Source organism: Cupriavidus sp. NPDC089707 (assembly GCF_044748965.1).
In the GTDB taxonomy this organism is placed as follows: domain Bacteria; phylum Pseudomonadota; class Gammaproteobacteria; order Burkholderiales; family Burkholderiaceae; genus Cupriavidus.
The window spans coordinates 113,354-134,087 of sequence record NZ_JBIVHB010000010.1 but is presented as its reverse complement, the minus strand read 5'-3'; the positions used below and the strand labels follow the sequence as shown (position 1 = coordinate 134,087).

The window sequence follows — 20,734 nt, the reverse complement described above, 5'->3', positions numbered from 1 at the left end:
TGCCCTGCTCGGTCTCACGCGCCGCCTGCCCTGAAGAACCCGACGGAGACAACCCGCCTCCCCGTTGCAGGATCCGGGTCAATACTGCGCCAGTATTCGCCGCTTGCTCCGGTCCATTGCATGGCGCGGCTGTGCAGCGCGTCGCGCATGTCTTCGACGGCGTCGCGCGGATCGAACAGCAGCGCCAGCGGCAGCAGCATTGCCACGGTCGCGCCGGCGTGGCGCAACCGCACCGGCTGCCAGCGCCACAGCGTCATGCCGGCCACCGCAAGGCCGACACACAGCCCGATCAGCGACTCGCCCACCGTATGGTGGAAATCCGTCACCAGCACCACCGGCATGAACAGCGCAAGCCCCACTCCCGTCGCCAGCCCGAGCCAGGCCGTGTACCTGCCCAGCACAGAGCCCCACAGCATCAGCAGCACGGGATACACCGCGGCTGTCAGCATCGCATGCCCGCTCACGCTGTAGACGCCGATCGACGGGAGCGACCAGCCCGAGTAGCTGAACGCGGACTTGGCCGCCATCACCAGCGCGGCACCGATGCCGAACGATACCGTCCAGCGCAGCGCGCGCGCGCCGTGGCCGGCCACCGCCAGGCAGACTGCGATCCAGACCGCCAGCGGCAATGCCACGCGGCTCTCGCCGAAATAGAGGTAATGGTTCCACAAGAAATTCGTCATCAAGCTGCCGCGCGCGTCGCCTGCTCCATCACGCTGAGCACCACCTGCCCGGTCCTGTGCACTTCATCCTGCGTCAGCGTGGGATGCACGAGGAACATCAGGCTGGTCTCGCCCAGCGCGCGCGCCACCGGCAAGCGTGTGGGCGGGCGCCATCCGGTTCCGTCAAAAGCCTTTTCCAGGTAGACCTCGGCACAGCCGCCTGTATAGCAAGGCACCCCCGCCGCGTTGATGGCAGCCATGATGCTGTCGCGGTTCCAGCCTTCGGCGAGACGCTGCGGCTGCACGAACGCATGGAACTTGTACCAGGCATGCTGCACGCCCGCAGGCGGCAACGGCACGTACAGGCCGTCGCAAGCACCAAGCGCGTCTGCCAGCGCCATCGCGTTGGCGGTGCGCCGGGCATGCCAGTCCGCCATGCGCCGCAGCTGGATGCGGCCGATCGCGGCCTGCATCTCGGTCATGCGCCAGTTCGTGCCGAAGGAGTCGTGCACCCAGCGAAAGCCTGGCGGATGCGCGCGGTCGTACATGGCCTCCCAGCTCTTGCCATGATCCTTGTACGACCACATGCGCGACCACAGCACGGGATCGTTGGTGGTGACCATGCCGCCCTCGCCCCCCGTGGTCATGATCTTGTCCTGGCAGAAGGACCAGGCTCCGACATGGCCGATGGTGCCAACCATGCGCCCCTTGTAGACGGCCCCGTGCGCCTGCGCGCAATCTTCGATCACCTTGAGCCCATGCTCGCGTGCCAGCGCCATGATGGGGTCCATGTCGCATGGCAAGCCCCCAAGGTGCACGCAGATGAGAGCGCGCGTGCGCGGGGTCAGTACGGCGGCGACGGTTCGGGCGCTGAGGTTGCCGCTGTCGGCGTCGACGTCCGCGAACACCGGCGTCGCTCCCGCGTTGACGACGCAGGAAACGCTGGCCAGGAAGGTCCGGGGCGCGACCACCACTTCGTCGCCCGGCCCGATATCCAGCGCACGCAGCGCGACATCGAGCGCCAGCGTGCCATTTGCCAGCGTGATGGCGTGCCCGGCGCCGCACCAGGCGGCGAACTCCCTTTCGAAGTCGCGGCACTCGGTGCCGGTCCAGTAGTTGACACGGTTCGAGAGCAGCACGCGTTGCACTGCCTGCGCCTCTTCCTGGCTGAAGCTCGGCCAGGGTGAGAATCCGGTATTGAGCATTGCCGATTTCCAAGGTTTGCGATGCGGGCCACGGGGCCTATGGCACCTGTGGCGGCCTATGGTGTCTTCTCGCTCCCGCAGAAGCGGGTCGCGGAAACTTCGCCTTCTGCGCTGATGTCTTCCTTGGCAAGCACGGTGCCGATCGTGCGCCACAGGATTCTGAGATCCAGCCAGATCGACTGGTGATCCACGTACCAGACGTCCAGCCGGAACTTCTCCTCCCAGCTCAGCGAATTGCGGCCGTTGACCTGGGCCCAGCCCGTGATGCCCGGCTTGACCGCCAGCCGCCGCGCCTGTTCCGCCGAGTAAAGCGGCAGGTAGAACGTAGGCAACGGGCGCGGCCCGACCAGGCTCATCTCTCCCTTCAGCACGCACCAGAGTTCGGGGAGTTCGTCGATGCTGGTGCGCCGGATCGTCCAGCCGAACGGCGTGATGCGTTGCGCGTCAGGCAGCAGCTCGCCATCGGCGCCGCGCTCGTCCGTCATGGTGCGGAACTTGATGACTTGAAAGGGCTTGCCATCGAGACCGGCCCGCGTCTGCCGGAAAAAGACCGGGCTGCCCAGCTTGCGCCGGACCAGGCCCATCACGATCAGAAGAGGTAGCGCCAGCACCAGCAGCGCCAGCGACGCGAGGACGACATCCAGTACACGCTTCATGATCGCTCACACCTTCCGGACAGTATCGAGGAGATATCTAATCGGATTCGTCCGCCCCTGTGAAGCGTCCAGGGCCGCCGGAACGTGGCTTGCACCACAATGCCGCGCCGATCATCCGCCTGGGTTCGGCAGCGAACAGATGCGGGCCCTGCGGTGCGATAGGGTGCGTGGCGCCAGCTCATGCCGCGGGAGACAAGATGAATCAGGGCCAACACGGGAAGCACAGCGAACCGATGCGGATCATGCTGCTCGTCACCTGCCTGCAGCTGGGCGGCGCGGAGCAGCAAGTGGCTGCGCTCGCGCGCGAGTACGTGGCGCTGGGACACCGGGTATCCGTGGTCAGCCTGCTGCCGGGCAACGAGGTGGCGCTGCCCGCAGGCGTCGAAACCGTGATGCTGACGATGCACAAGACGCCGCTGTCATTGCTGGCAGCGCTCATGCGGGTGCGCCGGTTCGTGCGGCAATGGCGCCCGCACGTCGTGCACGCCCACATGATCCACGCCAACCTGTTCGCCCGCATGCTGACGCGCGTGTGCCCGGGGCCGGCAACGATTTGCACGGCGCACAGCTTCTTCCAAGGCGGCGCGCTGCGCATGCTGGCCTACCGGCTCACCGATCGCTGGAGCGATCTCACCACCCATGTCAGCGCCGAGGGCCGCCAGGTCATGATCGAGTGCCGCGCGGCGCCCGAGCAACGGATCATCGTCGTCCCCAACGGCATCGATACGGCCCGCTACCGCCCAAGCGCGCCGGCTCGGACCGCCGCCCGTGCCGCGCTCGGACTGCACGGCGACGATCAGCTCGTCCTCAACGTGGGTCGGCTCGTCTGGGAAAAGGCGCAGACCGACCTGATCGATGCTTTTGCGCAACTGTCCCCCGCCCCCAACACGGTGCTGATGATCGCCGGCGATGGCCCGCTGCGCGACACGCTGGCGCAGTGCATCGCCGCACATGGCCTGGACGGCCGGGTGCGGTTGCTGGGCAGGCGGCAGGACGTGCCAGCCCTGCTGAACGCAGCGGACCTGTTCGTGCTGTCGTCACGGATCGAAGGGATGCCGCTGGTGGTGGGCGAAGCGCTGGCGTGCGGCTGCCCGGTCGTGGCCACGGACGCCTCCGGCGTGGCGGCGATGGTGGGCGGCGCCGGCACCGTCGTGCCGCGCGGGGATCCGGCCGCACTGGCGCCGGCCATCCGTGACGCGCTCTCGCGAGGACGGGGCACGGCCGCGGACGAAGCGGCGCGGCATCGGCACATTGATTCCGCTTACAGCATCGAGGCCATCGCCCGCACCTGGCTGCGACTGTATGCGGCCTACGCCCGCACCGGCGCAGCGCCCCACCTGGCGTCACATGGCACCGCGCACTGGCAGTGATCCGGCAGGTTCGGCGGCCCTGCGCAGCGGGCGGTCCGGGCTAGCGTTCGACGCCGAACGGATTCCGACCTGCCGGTGCGATAGCGTAACTGGGTTCGCACCAACCATGCCGCCGGAGTCAAGATGGTTCATCCCCATATGATGCACGCCAACCCGGGCGCGGCACGAGGGCCTGCGATCTGCTTCCTGACCGGAACGCTGAATGTATTCGGCGGCGCCGAGCGCATGACCGCCACGGTAGCGAACGAGCTGGCCAGGCGCGGGCACCGTATCCACATCCTCAGCTTGAGCGATCGCCGCAGTTGCTTTCCGCTCGACCCGGCGGTCCGGCATGAGACGCTGTTCGACCAGCGCCCCTCCTTCCGCACGCACTTCCTGCACACCGTCGCCGGCATCCGCCGCTACGTCAGGCAGCATGGGATTACCTTGCTGGTGGAAGTCGATCCACTGCTGACCCTGTTCACACTGCCGGCGTGCCTCGGGCTTGGCGTACGCCGCATTGCCTGGGAGCACTGCAACCTCGACCAGGACCTGGGGCTGCGGTTGCGCCGCCTTGCGCGCCGCCTGAGCGCACGCACTTGCGATCGAATCGTGGTGCTGACCGAGCTGGACCGCGAGAAATGGGTACGCAGCCTGCACTGCAGCAATGTCGAGGTCATCCCCAATTCGCTGACGTTTCCCCTCCCCGCGGAGCCCGCTGCCCGCACGTCCCGTACCGCAGTCGCCGTGGGGCGCCTGACCGACGTCAAGGGTTTCGATGTGCTGCTGCAGGCGTGGGTGCCGATTGCCGATGCCTTTCCTGACTGGCGGCTGCGGATTGTGGGCAACGGCGAGCTACTGGCACCGCTGACACGGTTGCGTGACCGGCTTGGCCTGCAGGAATGCGTGCGCCTCGAACCGGCGCGCAGCGATATCGAATCGGTGTACCGCGACGCCGCCATGTTGTGCCTCAGCTCCCGGTATGAAGGCTTCTCGCTGGTACTGGTGGAGGCCATGGCATACGGCCTGCCGATCGTTGCCACCGACTGCGAGACGGGCGTAAGGGCCTTGCTCACCCATGGCGAAAACGCCCGGCTCAGCCCGGTCGACGATCCCGCCGCGCTGGCGCGCGAGATCGCGGCTGTCATCGCCAGTCCCGAACTTGCCGCCCGCCTGGCCAACGCCGGCCGCCGCGACGTACACAAGTTCGCGCCGGCCGAGATCGCCGTGCGCTGGGAAGGCCTGTTGTCCCGCATCTCAGGGGAAACAGGCCGCAACGAAATCGGGGTGGCATGACACAGGCTGCAACTGCCGCAAGCATGCCGGCTTGTGTACGCCAAGGCACGAACCCCCGCGCACGGTGTGCTGGCTGCACACGATAATTTTCACGAACCTGGCTTTCCACGCCACCGCCGGCAGGCTCGCAAAACTCGGAAGATCACTGTCATGGACTTCAGTCACGCACAAGTCGCCATCATCGGGCTGGGCTATGTCGGCCTGCCTCTCGCCGTGGAGTTCGGCAAGCAGCAGCCGGTCGTGGGCTTCGATATCAATGGCGCGCGCATCGAAGAACTGCGCACCGGCCATGACGCCACGCTGGAGGTCAGCGCGGACGAACTGCGCAGCGCACGCCACCTGCGCTACAGCAGCGATCCCGGCGCACTCAAGGATTGCCAGGTCTTTATCGTGACCGTGCCCACGCCGGTGGACCGCGCCAAGCGCCCCGACCTGACGCCGCTGATCCTGGCGAGCGAGACCGTGGGCAAGGCGATGGCGCCGGGCGCGGTGGTGATCTATGAATCGACCGTGTATCCGGGCGCTACCGAGGAAATCTGCGTGCCGGTGCTGGAGCGCCACAGCGGCCTGAAATTCAATGAAGACTTCTTCTGCGGGTACAGCCCGGAGCGCATCAACCCCGGCGACAAGGAGCACCGGCTGCCGGATATCCGCAAGGTCACCAGCGGCAGCACGCCCGAGGCCAGCGAAGCCATCGACGCGCTCTACCGCAGGATCATCGTGGCCGGCACGCACCGGGCCAGCAGCATCCGCGTGGCGGAAGCCGCGAAAGTCATCGAGAACACCCAGCGCGACGTCAACATCGCGCTGATGAACGAACTCAGCCTGCTGTTCCACAAGCTCGATATCGACACGCTCGAAGTGCTCAAGGCCGCCGGCACCAAGTGGAATTTCCTGCCGTTCCGCCCGGGCCTGGTCGGCGGACACTGCATCGGCGTCGATCCCTACTACCTCACGCACAAGGCGCAGGAGGTCGGCTACCACCCGCAGGTCATCCTTGCCGGCCGGCGCATCAACGACCGCATGGCGATCCATGTCGCCGACGAGGTGGTGAAGCTGATGCTGCGCCGGGGCATTCCCGTGCTTGGCAGCCGCGTGCTGGTGCTCGGCCTGACATTCAAGGAGAACTGCCCGGACGTGCGCAATACCAAGGCGGTCGACATCGTGACGACGCTGCGCGGCTACAACGCCGAGATCGACGTCTACGACCCCTGGATCAATGTCGAGGACGCCGAAGCGGAGTACGGGCTGGCATGCCTGCGCCAGGCGCCTCGGCACGACCACTACGATGCCATCGTGCTGGCGGTCGCACACCACCAGTTCGTCACCATGGGCGTGCGGGCGATCAAGGCTTTCGGCAAATCGCACGCGGTGTTGTTCGACGTGAAGGGCATCTTGCCGAGGAGCGAGGTTGACGGACGCCTGTAGTCACGCACCCACCCGAAACCGCGCCATGGAGTCACAGCCCATGCATGAGAACGCCTACGCGCATCTGAAGGCCCGCCTGGCCGCCACGCCGCGCACATGGCTCATCACCGGCGTCGCCGGCTTCATCGGCAGCAACCTGCTGGAAATCCTGTTGCGGCTTGACCAGCGCGTGGTCGGCCTGGACAATTTTTCCACCGGGCACCGCCGCAACCTGTGCGAGGTCGAGGCGCTGGTGCCGCCCAGGCAATGGGCCAACTTCCAGTTCATCGAGGGGGACATCCGCAACCCGGAGCACTGCCGCAACGCCATGCTGTTCCGTGCGCCCGCGCGCGTGGGCGCGGCCGCCGGCCTGCATCCGGTGGACTTCGTGCTGCACCAGGCGGCGCTCGGCTCCGTGCCCCGCAGCCTCGAGGATCCGGTCTCGACCCACAGCGTGAATATCACCGGATTCCTGAACATGCTGGTCGCCGCCCGCGACGCGCAGGTCAAGACCTTCGTCTATGCAGCCAGCAGCAGCACCTATGGCGACCATCCGGGCCTGCCCAAGGTCGAAGACCTGATCGGCAAGCCGTTGAGCCCTTATGCGGTCACCAAGTACGCCAACGAGCTGTACGCCGACGTGTTCCACCGGTGCTACGGCGTGCATGCCGTCGGCCTGCGCTATTTCAACGTGTTCGGGCCGCGCCAGGATCCGGACGGTGCCTACGCGGCCGTGATCCCGAAATGGATCGCGGCACTGCTGCGGCACGAGGCCGTTTGCATCAACGGCGACGGCGAGACCAGCCGCGACTTCTGCTACGTCGCGAACGCCGTACAGGTCAACCTGCTGGCCGCCACCAGCGAACACCGCGAGACATCCAGCCAGGTCTACAACGTCGCGGTCGGCGATCGCACCACGCTGAACACGCTGTTCGAACTGCTTCGCGACGGGCTGCTGCCCTACGGCGTTGCCGCCGGTACCCAGCCGGTGTATCGCGGCTTCCGGGCAGGCGACGTGCGCCACAGCCAGGCGGACATCAGCAAGGCGCAGAGCCTGCTGGGATACCAGCCCACGCACCGCATCCGCGACGGGCTGGTCGAGGCCATGCGCTGGTACGTGCAGAGGCAGCAGGCATTGAAGGCCTGAGCGCAACCGGAAAACGACAATGTGCGGACTCGCAGGATTCCTAGGCGGCTCACCTACCCCTTTGGCCGACCGCGCGGCCCTGCTGGCCGAGATGGCCAGACAGATCCGCCATCGCGGACCGGATCACGGCGACACCTGGTGCGATCCGGACAAGCCGTTCGGCCTGGCCCACCGGCGCCTGGCCATCGTGGATCTGTCTGCGGCCGGGCAACAGCCGATGACGGCAGCCAGCGGCCGCTACGTCATTGCGTACAACGGCGAGATCTACAACCATCTGCAAATCCGCGCCGAGCTGGAGCGTGCGGGGGCCGCGCCGCGCTGGCGGGGCCACTCCGATACGGAGACGCTGCTGGCCGGCATCGACGCCTGGGGCGCCGAGGCTACGGTCCGGCGTGCGCAGGGCATGTTCGCGTTCGCGTTGTGGGACCGGCACACGGGCGTCCTGACACTGGGACGGGACCGGCTCGGCGAGAAGCCCCTCTACTACGGCTGGCAGGGAACAGGCCAGGCGCGCACTTTCCTTTTCGGGTCGGAACTGAAGGCGCTGCGGCGGCACCCGGCGTTCGAGGGCGGCATCAACCGCGACGCGCTGTGCCTGTTCATGCGCTACAACAATGTGGCCGGCAGCCATTCGATCTACCAGAACGTCGCCAAGCTGCCGCCCGCGCATCTGCTGACCCTCTCGCTGCGGGCGCCCGAACCCGTGCTGCGCCCTTATTGGTCGGCCGCCGCGGCGGCGCTCGAAGGCGTGCGGCATCCGTTCACCGGCACGCCCGAGGATGCCGTGGACAGCCTGGAGACGCTGCTGCGCGACGCGGTGGGCCGCCAGATGATGGCGGACGTGCCGCTCGGTGCCTTCCTGTCCGGTGGCGTCGATTCGTCAACGGTGGTGGCGCTGATGCAGGCGCAATCGTCGCAGCCGGTGCGCACCTTTTCCATCGGCTTCCACAATTCGGACTACAGCGAAGCCGCGTACGCCAAGGCGGTCGCGCAGCATCTGGGCACCAGCCACACGGAGCTATACGTCACGCCGGAACATGCGATGGCGGTCATTCCGGGACTGCCCGGCAGCTACGACGAGCCGTTCGCCGACTCCTCGCAGATCCCGACGCTGCTGGTCAGCCAGCTGGCGCGGCGGCATGTCACCGTGTCGCTGTCCGGCGACGCCGGCGACGAGCTGTTCGGCGGCTACAACCGCTACCAGATCACTGCCGAGCTGTGGCAACGGCTGTCGCGCATCCCCTCTCCCATGCGCGCCGCCGCGGCATGGGGACTGACGCGTTTCTCTCCGCATAGCATCAACCAGCTCGCCGCCGCCTTCCCTATCGCTTCGCGCTGGAACAATCTTGGCGAAAAGATCCACAAGGGAGCCGGCGTCATGGCCGCGCACTCATCGGCCGAGCTGTATCGCGGCATGGTGTCCCACTGGCACCACCCGGAGACACTTGTCATCGGCGGCACGGAACCGGACACAGTACTGGACGACGCCGCGCGGCCCCTCGGTGCACTGAGCGATGTGGAGCGCATGATGGCGCTGGACATGCTGGGCTACCTGCCCGACGACATCCTGACCAAGGTGGACCGCGCCGCGATGCGCCACAGCCTGGAGACGCGCATACCATTCCTGGATCACCGCGTGGTCGAGTTCGCCTGGCGCCTGCCGCTGGCCTGCAAGGTGCGCAAGGAAGCCGGCGGATACACCACCAAATGGGTATTGCGCCAGGTACTCGACCGCTATGTGCCCAAGGCGCTGATCGAGCGTCCGAAGATGGGCTTCGGCATTCCGATCGACGCGTGGCTGCGCGGGCCGCTGCGCGACTGGGCAGAGGATCTCCTTGACGAGCGGCGCCTGCGCCAGGAGAGCTACCTGCATCCGGAACCGATCCGCAGCCGTTGGGCCGAGCACCTGTCCGGGCGGCGCAACTGGCAGCATCCGCTGTGGTGCGTGCTGATGTTCCAGGCGTGGCTGGAGCAAGAGCGTGTACAGCAGCCAACCTTTGGCAATGAGGCCTGCGAGGCCGTTGCCTAGTGTCATGAGTTGGGAGACCGGCATGCGCTTCCTGATGATCGCCAGCTTCGGCGAATCACTGCTCAATTTTCGCGGTCCGCTCATCGCAGCCCTGCAGGAAAAAGGCGTGGAAATGCATGTGGCGGCGCCGGGCCTGACCGCAGGAGCCCCGGTGCGCACCGCGCTCGAGTCGCGCGGCGTGATCGTGCATGACGTTTTCCTCGAACGCACCGGCATGAACCCGCTGGCCGATGCGCGCTCCCTGCTCGCGCTGCATCGGCTGATGCGGCGGATCCGGCCCGACAGCGTGATGTGCTACACCATCAAGCCGGTGATCTATGGCTTGCTGGCCGCCTGGCTGGCGCGCGTGCCGCGCCGCTTCGCGCTGATTACGGGGCTTGGCTACGCGTTCCGCGAGGACAGCGGCAGAAGCAGGCTGCGCGCGGTGGTACAGCGGCTCTATGCGCTGGCGCTCAGCCGCGCGCATACGACCTTTTTCCAGAACCCCGACGATGAGGCGCTGTTCCGCCGGCTAGACATCCTGCCCCCCGGCAAGCGTTCATGCATCGTCAACGGCTCGGGCGTGGACGTGGGGAGTTTCCAGGTGGCACCGCTGCCCGACGACGGTCCGCGCTTTTTGCTGATTGCCCGCCTGCTTGGCGACAAGGGCGTGCGCGAGTATGCCGAAGCCGCGCGGCGGGTCCGGGCCCGCCGGGCCGGCGCCGGCGCCCGCTTCAGCCTGGCAGGCTTCATCGACACCAGTCCCGATGCCATCGCCCAGCATGAGCTGGACGGGTGGATCGCAGACGGCACCGTCGACTACCTCGGGCGCCTGTCGGATGTTCGTCCCGCCATCGCCGGCTGCAACGTCTATGTGCTGCCCTCGTACGGTGAAGGCACGCCACGCTCCGTGCTCGAAGCCATGGCAATGGGCCGCCCGGTCATCACCACCGATGCTCCCGGCTGCCGCGAGACCGTGGTCGACGGCGACAACGGCGTGCTGGTGCCGGTCAAGTCCGTCAGCGCGCTGGAGCAGGCGATGATGCAGCTGATCGAGGACTGGGAGCGCGTCGTGCGCATGGGCCAGCGCTCCCGCCAGATCGCCGAGACCAAGTACGACGTGCACAAGGTCAACGCCGTGATGCTTCGCGAGATGGGCTTCGAGTAGGCGCCGGCAGGCGCAAGGCACGGCTGGCACGGGCCACGATCCGGTGCCAGAGCAAGCCCGCGCGGAACAGGTGGCGCTTGCCATCGACCACGACGCGGTCGCCCCAGTCCGACATGGTATGCAGGCCATCCGGGTTGAGCCGATCGCCCTCGGGGCTGACGCACCCCACGGTCTCTTCCCGATAGAACTCCGGCGTGCAATGCACGATGCGGTTGACCGCGATGGCCTGCCCGTAGCCGCTCTTGCACACCTGCGCCACCCGCAGCAGCTGGCCGGCATCGCGCACGACCGAGCCGGCCGCGCGCGCCGATCCGTTGTCGAACCTGACGGGATTCTGCGCGTGCGCCTGCCATGGTCCGAGCAGGTTGTCGGCATGGCACAGGCAGACGTTGTCGAACTGCCCCATCGCGACATCGGTGTAGAGCAGCCAGAAGCGGCCGTCATGCTCGAAGATGGTGGGGTCGACCGCCGCGACATCTTCCAGCAGCACGGCGACCTGCTGCCAGCTGCCGGCCTCGTCCTGGCGATTCAGCACGCAGCGCCGGCTCCGCGAGGACTCGGCCACGCAATACAGCGCGCCGTCGTGGCGGAACAGGTACGGAAACGACAGATGCCCCGGCAGTCCCAGATCGACCGGCCCGGCACCGGTGGGCACATCGTGCGCGCCCAGCTTCAGCCTGACGATGCGGCCGAGGCCCTGCCGCAGGTCGACTTCCTCGCAATAGATTTCATCTGGCCTGCCTGGGACGCCGAAGGGATCGGCCCAGCAATGCGAAGCCATGCGCGTGCCGAGCCAGCGCACCGGCAGCCGCTGTGCACGCACGGCCTCGGCAAACGTCATGTCGACGAGCCCGATCATCCAGTACTCGACCAGCATGAACCCCTTCAGCTGGATGGCAGCGTGAGCAGCGCGCGCGCGCGCGCGCCAGAGCCAGCGCTGCCATGCGGCAGGGCGCGCGCGCTCGCGCCGCTCACCCTGCCACGCCGCGCGCCCCGCCAGGCCGCCAAGGGCACGGATTTCGCGCAGCGCGCCGTCGAGCAACGACGCGCCCATGAGGGCAAGGCGTTCGCGCGGAATCTTCTCGCAGGGTTCGGCGTAGCCCCGGGCCGTGTCGACCAGGAACACGCCGGAGTCCTTCCAGGCCACCAGATCCAGCACGATGCCGGCGCCGTTGGCGTGGGTCTCCAGGCCGTGGTGCGGATCACCCAGTGGGAGCCCGCGCCCGTCGCAGAGGCGCCACACGCCTTCAACGGCGTGGCCGCACCAGCCCGTATCGAGCTCACCGGTGAGGTCGACGATCGCCGTCACCGGCCCGGATACCTGTTGCGCATGCGCGCCATCGGTGACACCGCCGGGCTTGCCAGGCAGACGCATCGCGTCCGCCGCACGCACGATGATGCGGCTCGTGCCGGAGGCTCGCAGGCGCTGTATCACCGATCCCTCCCAGCCTGCGGGCTCGTGCGCGGTCACCCCGACCACGATGACCAGGCTGTGCGGCGCAGCGGCCTCCGGAAACTGACCGGACATGTCTCCCCCTTGGCGATCGAGTGCAACGCCATTTCCTTGCATTTGGCACCATCATGCGCGGCGCCGACACTAGCCTTAGGGTGGAACTGCCTTCATGCTTCAGTAGGTAGGAGGCCGCGGACAAGGCCGCCCGCAGCGTGTTGCTGTGACGAAGCCGGCGTATGTGTGGCCCCGCACGGATACCCCGTTTGCGTCGATCTAGATTTGCAGTGTTGGCCCGGTGCACACCTCCTTGCCCGCGGGCCAGATCCGGCACGCTGCTGCGCACCCGCTGTCCTGGACAGCCTTGTTCCCTCCTGGAGATCATGATGAAAAGCAGGCTCGATGCGGCAGAGATGCCCGCGGCGGTAGTCGTCGGCGGTCAACTCGGCGGGCTTGGACTGGTGCGGTCTCTGGCAAACCAGGGGATTCCCGTCATCGTGGCAGAGACCAGGCGCGCCGCGGCAGCACCCTGGTCCCGCCATGCCCGCCGGCACGGCATTCGCAGCTTCGTGGGGCGCGGCTTCATCGACGACATGATTGCGCTGGCGCGCCGGCTGGGGCACCGGCCGGTGTTGTACCTGACGGACGAAGATGCCGTCCACAGCGTCTCGGAAGGGCGCGAGGAACTGTCGCGGTGGTACCGGTTCCGCCTGCCATCCGCACAAGGCGTGCGGATGCTCAGCAGCAAGGCCGCCTTCCACCGCTTTGCGCAGGACCATGACTTCCCGGTGCCCCGCACGGTCATCCTGAACGGCCAGTTCGACGTGCCCCAACTCTCTTCCCTGCGCTTTCCCTGCGTGATCAAACCCGACGACAAGCGCCAGGCGCTGAGCGGGGACAAGGAGCGCGCCATCCGCGTGGAATCGCTGGCCGAGGGGCAGGAACATGCCCGCGTCATGCTGCGCACGCCTGGCGGCATCGTCGCGCAGGAGTGGATCGAAGGCCCGCAGAGCAATATCTATTTCACCCTCTTCTACCGCGGCGAGGATGGCAAGGCGGCAGCAGTGTTTACGGGCAGGAAGCTGGCCTGCTGGCCGCTTGACATCGGCAGCACCGCCGTCTGCGTCGGCGCGCCGGAAGCCCATGCGGAACTCGGGCGCATCACGCTTGACTTCGCCACGAGTGCCGGCTTCGACGGCATGGGCAGCATGGAATACAAGTGGGACGACAAGCACCAGCGCTTCGTGATGATCGAGCCAACCGTCGGGCGGATTGACTGGCAGGAAGAAATCGCCACGCTGTGCGGCGTCAACATCCCGCTGGCGGCGTATCGCCATGAGCTGGAACTGCCCGACCTGCCTTGTGCCCCGACCTGGCCCGACGCAGTCTGGCGCGCCACGTTCATCCGCGGGGCGCCGGCCGGCCTGATGCCACCCGGGGCACAAACCTTTGACGGCTATTTTCGCTGGGATGACCCGCTGCCGGCCGTCCACCACTACTGCCTGAACCCACCGCTCGAACGCTTTCGTCAGCGGTGGAACGGCTGGTTTCCTTCCAATCGTCGCGAGCAGGTCCAACAGGAACAGCAATGACGTCGACCACAGATACCGCGATTATCGGGGCCGGCCCATATGGCTTGTCGATCTCGGCCCACCTGAGTCATCTTGGCGTGCCCCACCAGGTGCTCGGCGAGCCGATGCTTGCCTGGCGCAACTTCATGCCGCCCGGGATGCTGATGCGCTCTGAGGCCTTTGCCTCGGACCTGTATGCGCCCCTCGCCGGCTACAGGCTGGAGGACTACAGCCGCCGCATGCATCTGCCATATGCCCCGATCGGCATGCGTTTGCCGCTGGAAAGGTTTGTCGAGTACGGCCTCTGGTTCCAGTCGCAGCTGGTCAGCCACGTGCGCCCGGTGGAAGTCACGGAGCTGCGCCGCCAGCATGACGGCTTCCGCGTATGCCTGAGCGACGGGGGGGCACTGCTTGCGCGGCGTGCGGTAATTGCCCTCGGGCTCAAGGGGTTCGAGCACATGCCGCCGTCCTTGCAAGGGCTGCCCAGGCCGCATGTGCTGCACTCCGGCGAGATCGGCAACCTGACGTGGGCGCGCGGCAAGCGCATCGTGATCATCGGCGGCGGGCAGTCGGCCCTCGGCCTGGCGGCGCTGTTCAACGAGCTGGGTGCCCATGTCCGCGTGCTGGTCCGCGACAGCATCATTACCTGGAACAAGGATCCGGAGATCGACCGCAGCCTGATCTCGCGGGTGCTCTACCCCGAGGGCGGGCTGGCCCAGGGATGGTACCCGTATGTGCTGTCGGAATTTCCCTATGTGTTCCGGGCGCTCGGGCAGCGGCTGCGCAAACGTATCGCCGAGACTTCGTTCGGCCCTTCGGGCGCGTGGTGGCTGCGCGACCGCGTGGCCGGCAAGGTCGATGTCCAGATGCACACCACCGTCCGGCATGGCACGGTCCGCAACGGCGAGGCGGTGCTGGAGGTGAGCAATGACAGCGGCCCGGCAACCGTCACCGGCGACCACGTCGTAGTCGCCACCGGCTTCAGGGTCGACCTGGCAAGACATCCCTTCCTGTCGCCAGAGATCGTCGCGGGACTGTCGCTCGTCGATGGCTGGCCTGAGGTGTCGCGCAACTTCGAGTCCCACGTGCCCGGCCTCTACGTCACCGGCCCCGCGGCAGCGATGAGCTTCGGCCCGGTACTGCGCTTCGTCTACGGCGCCAAGTATGCCGCGCCCCGCATTGCACAGCATGTCAGCGTTCGCCATGCCGAGGAGGGTGGCATCCGTCCTTTCGAGCCGCTTGGCGTGCCGCAGGGCCATGCCGAAGCCGGACCCGGCGCGTTGCCGCACCCGTCGGCGGCCTTCCAGGAAGCCAAGCTCCCGGCCGAATAGGACGCACGAGCGTGCCATGGCACCCCCGACCGGGTGCCACCGGCCCTGGCAACGAGCGCACGGAGGCCTCTCATGCATCAATTCAAACCTCTCACGAGCCTGCGGCTGTTCCTGGCCTTATGGGTACTGTGCAGGCACTGGTTCCATGCCTATGGGGCGGACGGTACGTTCTTCGATATCGGCTTCACCAGCACGTGGTTCGACCACGGCTACCTGGGCGTCGACGGCTTCTTTGTCCTCAGCGGCTTCATCCTCGCTTACAACTACGATCCGGCCCCGGGTAAGCGGATACAGTGGAAGCGGTTCATCGTGGCGCGAATCGCCCGCATCTACCCGGTCTACCTCGCCTGCCTGCTCGCCTTCGTGCTCGCCGCGATCGCCCGCGACCTGCTCCTGCACACGCACAACGTCGGCACGGGCGGCTATACCGCATCCAACTTCCTGAGGGAAATGCTGATGCTGAGTGCGTGGCGCTACGCCGGCGGCAGCGGATGGAACGACGTCGGCTGGTCGGTCAGCGCCGAGTGGTTCGCCTACGTATTCTTTCCGCTCTTTTTGCTGGCAGCGCCTCGCCTGAACCGGGCCCGCATCCTGCTGGCCGGCGGCATGGCCCTGGCGGCGCTGGCAGCCGTGGAAGCCACCTCCCCCGATCACTTGTCGCTGAGCGGCGGCGTGGCGCGGCTGGTCCCCGAGTTCCTGCTGGGGGTTCTGCTCTGCCGATTGCGCGAAGCGATGCCGCCGCGCCATGAAGGCTTCCGCGCTGGCGGCATGCTGTCGCTATGCGTCTGCCTGCTGGGCATCAGCCTTGGCGTGGATGTCCTGTTCGTGGCGGGCGCGGCCGGGCTGGTGTTCTGCCTGTCCTACAACAAGGATGCACTGACCCGTGTGCTGTCGCTGCGCAGCCTGGTGTTCCTCGGCGAAGTCTCGTACTGCATCTACATCGTGCAACGCATTCCCCAATACATGTTCGAGTTCGCACGGGCCAAGGTGGCAGCGTTGGCGACCCTGCCGGGGATCGTGCAGGCGGCATTGCTGCTTGCGCTGACTGTCGGCATCGCTATCCTGCTGCATCTCGCCATCGAGAAGCCAATGCGCAGCTATATCAATCGCCGGATCGCCGGGAAGGCCCGGCTTGTCAAGACAATGGCCAACACGTGACTGCGGGACAGGGGCCGCGCGGCGCCGGTCCGGTGACCAGCGGCTGGCAATTCAGCGGCTGGTGGTGCGGGCCCCGTACTCCGCCGCCGGGGCGCGGCGCCTGACCTGCCTCTCCCTGATGCTGCAGATCAGCAGGCAAACCAGCATCGGCACGAACATCCACTTCTGCCGCACGGAGATGCCCAGGTTCGCAGTCATCGGCGCCAGGATCAGCCAGGCCCCGAGGCAGTAGATCCAAAGGAACGCCTGGTTCTTCAAAATCACACGGCTGCCACGCCGGTGGATCATGCCCCAGATGCCAAGCACGGCAAGCAGCAGCAGCACCACGTTGTCCAGCGACGCTGCCAGGCCGAAGATGCCGTTCGCCTCGTACGGCAAAGGCCGGAAGACATAAGTGAAGAGCTGCATCGGCAGCGACATGCCGGCGATGTCGATACCGCCCCCGCCCTGCTGGTTGTAGCCCTGGCGCGTTTCGATATACGCCTCGATGGTGGCGGCATCCTTCGCCTCGCCCAGGCCTGCGTACTGCATGGTGAACGGCACGACGGCCGCGGTCGCGACCATTGCCACGCTGACGAGGGCGAGCCGCCACTTCCAGGCCATCTTCGCCGAGATCACCATCGCGGCCGCGAGCGACAGGATCATCACCGCCGCGATGTGCGGCCGCACCAGGAACATGCAGGCGATCGCGATGATCATGAGCCAGTTGCGGCGCGGCATGGACAAGCTTGCCCACAGCGCGAGGCTGGTCGCCATGAAGGCAACCGAATCCTTGCCGATGGCGGCGCTCCAGAAGCTGACCGAAGGCAACAGCACAATCACCATCGCCAGGCCTTGCAGAAACCGGCTCCTGCCGGCAGTCACCGTCCGCAGCACGGCATCGAATGCCAGCAGGCCGATCGTCCCGAAGATGTTGAAGACAAGAAACACCCCCAGGTAGGAGAGGCCAAGGTAGCTCGTGAAGATATGCGTGAAATAGGTCACGGCGTGCGTGCCGATCGCGAACTCCGGCGACGGCGCCAGCGAAGCCTCGAAGTAGTCCGCTGCATCGCCGCCAGTCTCCATCACCAGCTTCGCGTAGAAGATGCAGAAGATCGTGTGCCAGGCATAGAGCAGGAGCCCCCATTTGGGCCCGGTACCGAACTTTCGGCCCATGCTCACCGTCACCAGCGCGCCTGCCAGCAGCACGAGCGTCGCGCTAAGTACATGCCACGCGGAAGATGCGTATTCCATGGTCGAAGCCCTAAGCAAGAATTGGTCACTGCAGGCGCGCTACGGTCACGCCACCTGCTCCACCGCGACCGGCTCGCGGGACCGGAGGAAGAACCCGATGCCGGCGAGCACGGCCACCGCATTGCCCGCGATATAGCCATAGACGGCACCGCGGGCACCGTAGGTCGGGATCGCTATGAGGTCCACCACGACCATGGTGGAAAGCACCAGGAGCCATTTCTCCACCAGCCAGTTCGGCTTGCGCAGGTAGATCACCAGCAGCGTCAGCGCCGCATCGGCAAACACCAGTCCGGATGCCATCGCGGAAAGGCGCAGCAAGCTTGCCGCAGCCGCATAGTGGTCGCCGTAGATCAGGGCAATGATCCACGGCGCGCAGTAGCCCAGCAGCGCGCCTCCCACCACGCCCATCGCGACCATGCCGGCGACAACGATCATCACGTTGCGCCGTACCAGGGTCAGGCTCGGTTGCGCGTAGATCATCATCGGTGCCACCGAGCTCGCGACGATCGCGCCGAGCATCATGAAGTTGTCCAGGACCTGCATGCTGGCCGCATAGCCGCCCAGCTCGAAGAGGGAAATGTGCGGTTTGAGCAGCAGCTGATCGATGCGTTTCGCACAGAGCATCAGCATCATGCCCATCCAGAACACGGTGCCGTCGCGCAGCAGCGTCCGGGCCAGCGACCAGTCAAACTGCACCGCGACGCGGGGACTGCGCTTGTGGTAGTAGCGGCCCAGCAGCACGGCAAACAGCAGGGACTCCACGGCGACCACCCAGGCATAGTCGGGCGCCGAGCTAGTGCCTGCCAGGTATAGCGCCCCGACCGCAACCATCCGGAAGGCAAGGCCAACCATGCCGAAAATTACCCCGGGGCGGCTGTCCGTGCGCGACTGCAGCCATGAGCGGACCGCGCCGAACGGTTCGCGGAACAGCATGGGAATGCCCACGATGATGACGATCACGACGATGACCTGGTTCTCTTCCGTCATCGCCACGACCAGCACGAGCAGCACATAGCCCGCCATCGCGGCAAGCTCGCGCAAACCGAAGACATGGGCCAGCAGCTTGTGCTGTGCGGCCGGCACCTGGTCAGCGACCAGGCGTGGGACGACCACTTCGTTGCCGCAGATCAGTGCGAACGCTGAGGCAATCAGCACCAGCGACTGTGCGTACTGGAACTCCGCAAAGCCTTCAGGCCCGACGGCGCGTGCAATCAGGGCCACGCTCACGATGCCGAACACCACCTGAAGGCCCCGCTCCAGCACCAGCCAGAGCACATTGCGGGCAATCTGCATTCGCATGCCAGGTTTCTCCGGAAAGAAGATCGGTAACATCGTTGCCGGCGCGGCCGGCGGGTGTACCGTGCGGCCTGCCGGGCTTGCCGGCCTTCAGTGGAACCCTTCCGCAAAGGAATCGATCAGGCATCGTTACGCGGCGCTGCCCTGCAAAGCTTGCTGTTGCTGGCCACGTGCCCCGCCCGAGTCGCCCTGACAGCGCCCTGGTTCTGAAGGTCCGCCCCCCTAGCCTGCACCGATTCTAAGCATTCTGTCAGTGTCGCCGCCGCGCTCACTGTTGTCCCCCGCACACTGCGGGACATCCTGCCGTGTCGGTCTCACGGACCATTGCCTATGCTCGATTCGCTGACCAGACATGTTGCCGTAGCGACGGTGGTTCCCCGCAGATTACAGCCTTGCCCTGGCAGCGGCATCGTCCAGATGGCCCATCTCCTCCTGATGGAGGAGCCCGGCCGCGGTCCGTGCCGTGCTGCCTTGGCTCCGGCAGCCTTGGGGCATCTCCGCCCGCATGCAATGTGTGTCAGCGCACCGAGCTTTCTGGCCGGCATTCCTACGATCAGCGCATCGTGGGTGCAGTGCCGGCTTGGGTGCTTGCCCGCTTCGCGAGGAGATCGCCGTGAGATCAATCTGCAGTCGTAACATCCAGCGTCGTCCCAACCAAGCCGGGCGCCGCGGCCCGGCGGCATTGCTGCTGCCGCTTCTGAGCGCAGCGCTGCTGTCCGCTTGCGCCGCCTCTCCCGGCATGGTTTTCGACAGCAATGCCCCGATCAAGGCGGTCGGGCCCGACGCGAAGCCAAGCGTGACGCCGATCACGCTCGACCTCGTGCGCGAACTGCGCAGCAAGAGCAAGCCGGCCAACGAGCGCGTCGAAGAGCTGTTCGCCAAGGCCGAGCCGTACCGGATCGGCCCGGGCGACATTATTTCCGTGGTGGTCTGGGACCACCCGGAGCTGGTGTTCCCGACCCAGACCTACAGCCCCGCCGCCAGCCTGGAGATCCCGCAGTCAAGCGGCGGCTCCAACCTGCCCGGCTACGTGGTGAGCCCGCAGGGAGACATCCAGTTCCCCTATGCCGGCGTCATGAAGGTTGCCGGCAGGACCGCCAACGAAGTGCGCAAGGAGATGGCCCGCATCCTGTCCCGGGTGGTGCGCGACCCGCAGATGACCGTGCGCGTGCTGGGCTTCCGCAGCCAGCGGGTCTACGTCGACGGCGAAGTACGCACCCCGGGCATGCTTGCCATCGACGACGCGCCGATGACGCTGGTCGAAGCGCTCAACCGTGCCGGCGGCGTGCTCAACCTGACCGGCGACAACAGCCGGATACGGGTGACACGCGGCGAACGCAGCTGGTACGTCAATATCCCGGCGATGTTGGCCAAGGGAGTCGATCCGGCGCGCATCATGCTGCGCTCCGGCGACATCGTGCGCGTGGAGCAACGCGAGGACAACAAGATCTTCGTGACTGGCGAAGTGGCAAAGCCATCGTCGCTGCTGATGCGCAACGGCCGCATGACACTGAACGAGGCGCTGGGTGACGCAGGTGGCGTCAACCCGGGCACGGCCAACGCCGAGCAGATCTTCGTCATCCGCAAGGAGGCGAGCGGCGAGCCCAAGGTGTTCCACCTGGACGGCACGTCGCCGGCTGCGCTGGCCATCGCCGAAGGCTTTGAGCTGGAGCCGAAAGACGTAGTCTATGTCGACGCCCGCGACCTGGTTCGCTGGAGTCGGGTGATGAACCTGCTTCTGCCGTCCACATCGCTGTTGGGCACGGCGTCAGGACTCAAATAAGCGAGTGAACCGGT

At 66.6% G+C, this 20,734-nt stretch carries 16 protein-coding genes; 10 read left to right on the top strand and 6 right to left on the bottom strand.

Annotated features, from left to right (window positions below):
- Nucleotides 1-14: 14 nt before the first annotated feature.
- Genes ACIP1U_RS17965 through ACIP1U_RS17955 form a run of 3 tightly spaced genes read right to left on the bottom strand, consistent with a single transcriptional unit; the run spans nt 15 to nt 2,523 of the window.
- A complete protein-coding gene (locus ACIP1U_RS17965; RefSeq protein WP_400317283.1) occupies nt 15-683 on the bottom strand; it encodes a phosphatase in 669 nt (222 codons plus the stop codon).
- Nucleotides 683-1,867 carry a DegT/DnrJ/EryC1/StrS family aminotransferase gene (locus ACIP1U_RS17960; protein WP_400317282.1) on the bottom strand — a complete coding sequence of 395 codons (1,185 nt, stop codon included), beginning with the start codon at nt 1,865-1,867 and terminating at the stop codon, nt 683-685. The genes ACIP1U_RS17965 and ACIP1U_RS17960 overlap by 1 nt, the downstream gene beginning before the upstream one ends.
- 56 nt (nt 1,868-1,923) lie before the next feature.
- A complete protein-coding gene (locus ACIP1U_RS17955) occupies nt 1,924-2,523 on the bottom strand; it encodes a sugar transferase (protein ID WP_400317279.1) in 600 nt (199 codons plus the stop codon).
- A gap of 197 nt (nt 2,524-2,720) precedes the next feature.
- Here ACIP1U_RS17955 and ACIP1U_RS17950 point away from each other — a divergent pair, with 197 nt between their 5' ends.
- The 6 genes from ACIP1U_RS17950 (at nt 2,721) to ACIP1U_RS17925 (ending at nt 10,898) form a co-directional block, all read left to right on the top strand.
- On the top strand, nt 2,721-3,893 hold the full coding sequence (locus ACIP1U_RS17950; RefSeq protein WP_400317276.1) for a glycosyltransferase: 1,173 nt from the start codon (nt 2,721-2,723) through the stop codon (nt 3,891-3,893).
- Between the two features lie 123 nt (nt 3,894-4,016).
- Nucleotides 4,017-5,168, top strand: a complete 1,152-nt coding sequence (locus ACIP1U_RS17945; protein WP_400317273.1) for a glycosyltransferase family 4 protein — start codon at nt 4,017-4,019, stop codon at nt 5,166-5,168.
- 150 nt (nt 5,169-5,318) lie between these two features.
- The gene (tviB, locus tag ACIP1U_RS17940; RefSeq protein ID WP_400317271.1) at nt 5,319-6,596 is read left to right on the top strand and encodes a Vi polysaccharide biosynthesis UDP-N-acetylglucosamine C-6 dehydrogenase TviB; all 1,278 of its coding nucleotides are present in this window, start codon (nt 5,319-5,321) and stop codon (nt 6,594-6,596) included.
- A gap of 40 nt (nt 6,597-6,636) precedes the next feature.
- On the top strand, nt 6,637-7,722 hold the full coding sequence (locus ACIP1U_RS17935) for an NAD-dependent epimerase/dehydratase family protein (RefSeq protein WP_400317269.1): 1,086 nt from the start codon (nt 6,637-6,639) through the stop codon (nt 7,720-7,722).
- Nucleotides 7,723-7,741: 19 nt separating this feature from the next.
- A complete protein-coding gene (gene asnB / locus ACIP1U_RS17930; protein WP_400317266.1) occupies nt 7,742-9,751 on the top strand; it encodes an asparagine synthase (glutamine-hydrolyzing) in 2,010 nt (669 codons plus the stop codon).
- A 4-nt stretch (nt 9,752-9,755) separates the two neighbouring features.
- Nucleotides 9,756-10,898 carry a glycosyltransferase family 4 protein gene (locus ACIP1U_RS17925; protein ID WP_400317264.1) on the top strand — a complete coding sequence of 381 codons (1,143 nt, stop codon included), beginning with the start codon at nt 9,756-9,758 and terminating at the stop codon, nt 10,896-10,898.
- On the opposite strand, the gene ACIP1U_RS17920 is transcribed toward ACIP1U_RS17925, so the two are convergent.
- A complete protein-coding gene (locus ACIP1U_RS17920; RefSeq protein ID WP_400317261.1) occupies nt 10,861-12,426 on the bottom strand; it encodes a hypothetical protein in 1,566 nt (521 codons plus the stop codon). The two genes, ACIP1U_RS17925 and ACIP1U_RS17920, sit on opposite strands and share 38 nt — an antisense overlap.
- Before the next feature lie 305 nt (nt 12,427-12,731).
- On the opposite strand from ACIP1U_RS17920, the gene ACIP1U_RS17915 reads away from it, so the two are divergent.
- The 3 genes from ACIP1U_RS17915 (at nt 12,732) to ACIP1U_RS17905 (ending at nt 16,408) form a co-directional block, all read left to right on the top strand.
- Complete coding sequence (locus ACIP1U_RS17915) at nt 12,732-13,940, top strand: carboxylate--amine ligase (RefSeq protein WP_400317258.1); 1,209 nt, start codon at nt 12,732-12,734, stop codon at nt 13,938-13,940.
- Entirely contained in the window at nt 13,937-15,250 is a 1,314-nt protein-coding gene (locus ACIP1U_RS17910; protein ID WP_400317255.1) for an NAD(P)-binding domain-containing protein, read from the top strand. The genes ACIP1U_RS17915 and ACIP1U_RS17910 overlap by 4 nt, the downstream gene beginning before the upstream one ends.
- 72 nt (nt 15,251-15,322) lie before the next feature.
- A complete protein-coding gene (locus ACIP1U_RS17905) occupies nt 15,323-16,408 on the top strand; it encodes an acyltransferase family protein (RefSeq protein ID WP_400317253.1) in 1,086 nt (361 codons plus the stop codon).
- Between the two features lie 51 nt (nt 16,409-16,459).
- Here the strand turns inward: ACIP1U_RS17905 and ACIP1U_RS17900 are convergent, their stop codons facing one another.
- Both ACIP1U_RS17900 and ACIP1U_RS17895 read right to left on the bottom strand, forming a co-directional pair.
- Nucleotides 16,460-17,641: a hypothetical protein gene (locus ACIP1U_RS17900; RefSeq protein WP_400317251.1), complete on the bottom strand. Its 1,182-nt coding sequence runs from the start codon at nt 17,639-17,641 to the stop codon at nt 16,460-16,462.
- A gap of 45 nt (nt 17,642-17,686) precedes the next feature.
- Nucleotides 17,687-18,940, bottom strand: coding sequence for a lipopolysaccharide biosynthesis protein (locus tag ACIP1U_RS17895; RefSeq protein WP_400317248.1), 1,254 nt, complete (start codon nt 18,938-18,940; stop codon nt 17,687-17,689).
- A 610-nt stretch (nt 18,941-19,550) separates the two neighbouring features.
- Between ACIP1U_RS17895 and ACIP1U_RS17890 the strand changes: the two genes are divergently transcribed.
- Nucleotides 19,551-20,720: a polysaccharide biosynthesis/export family protein gene (locus tag ACIP1U_RS17890; protein ID WP_400317245.1), complete on the top strand. Its 1,170-nt coding sequence runs from the start codon at nt 19,551-19,553 to the stop codon at nt 20,718-20,720.
- The last annotated feature ends 14 nt before the right edge of the window (nt 20,721-20,734 follow it).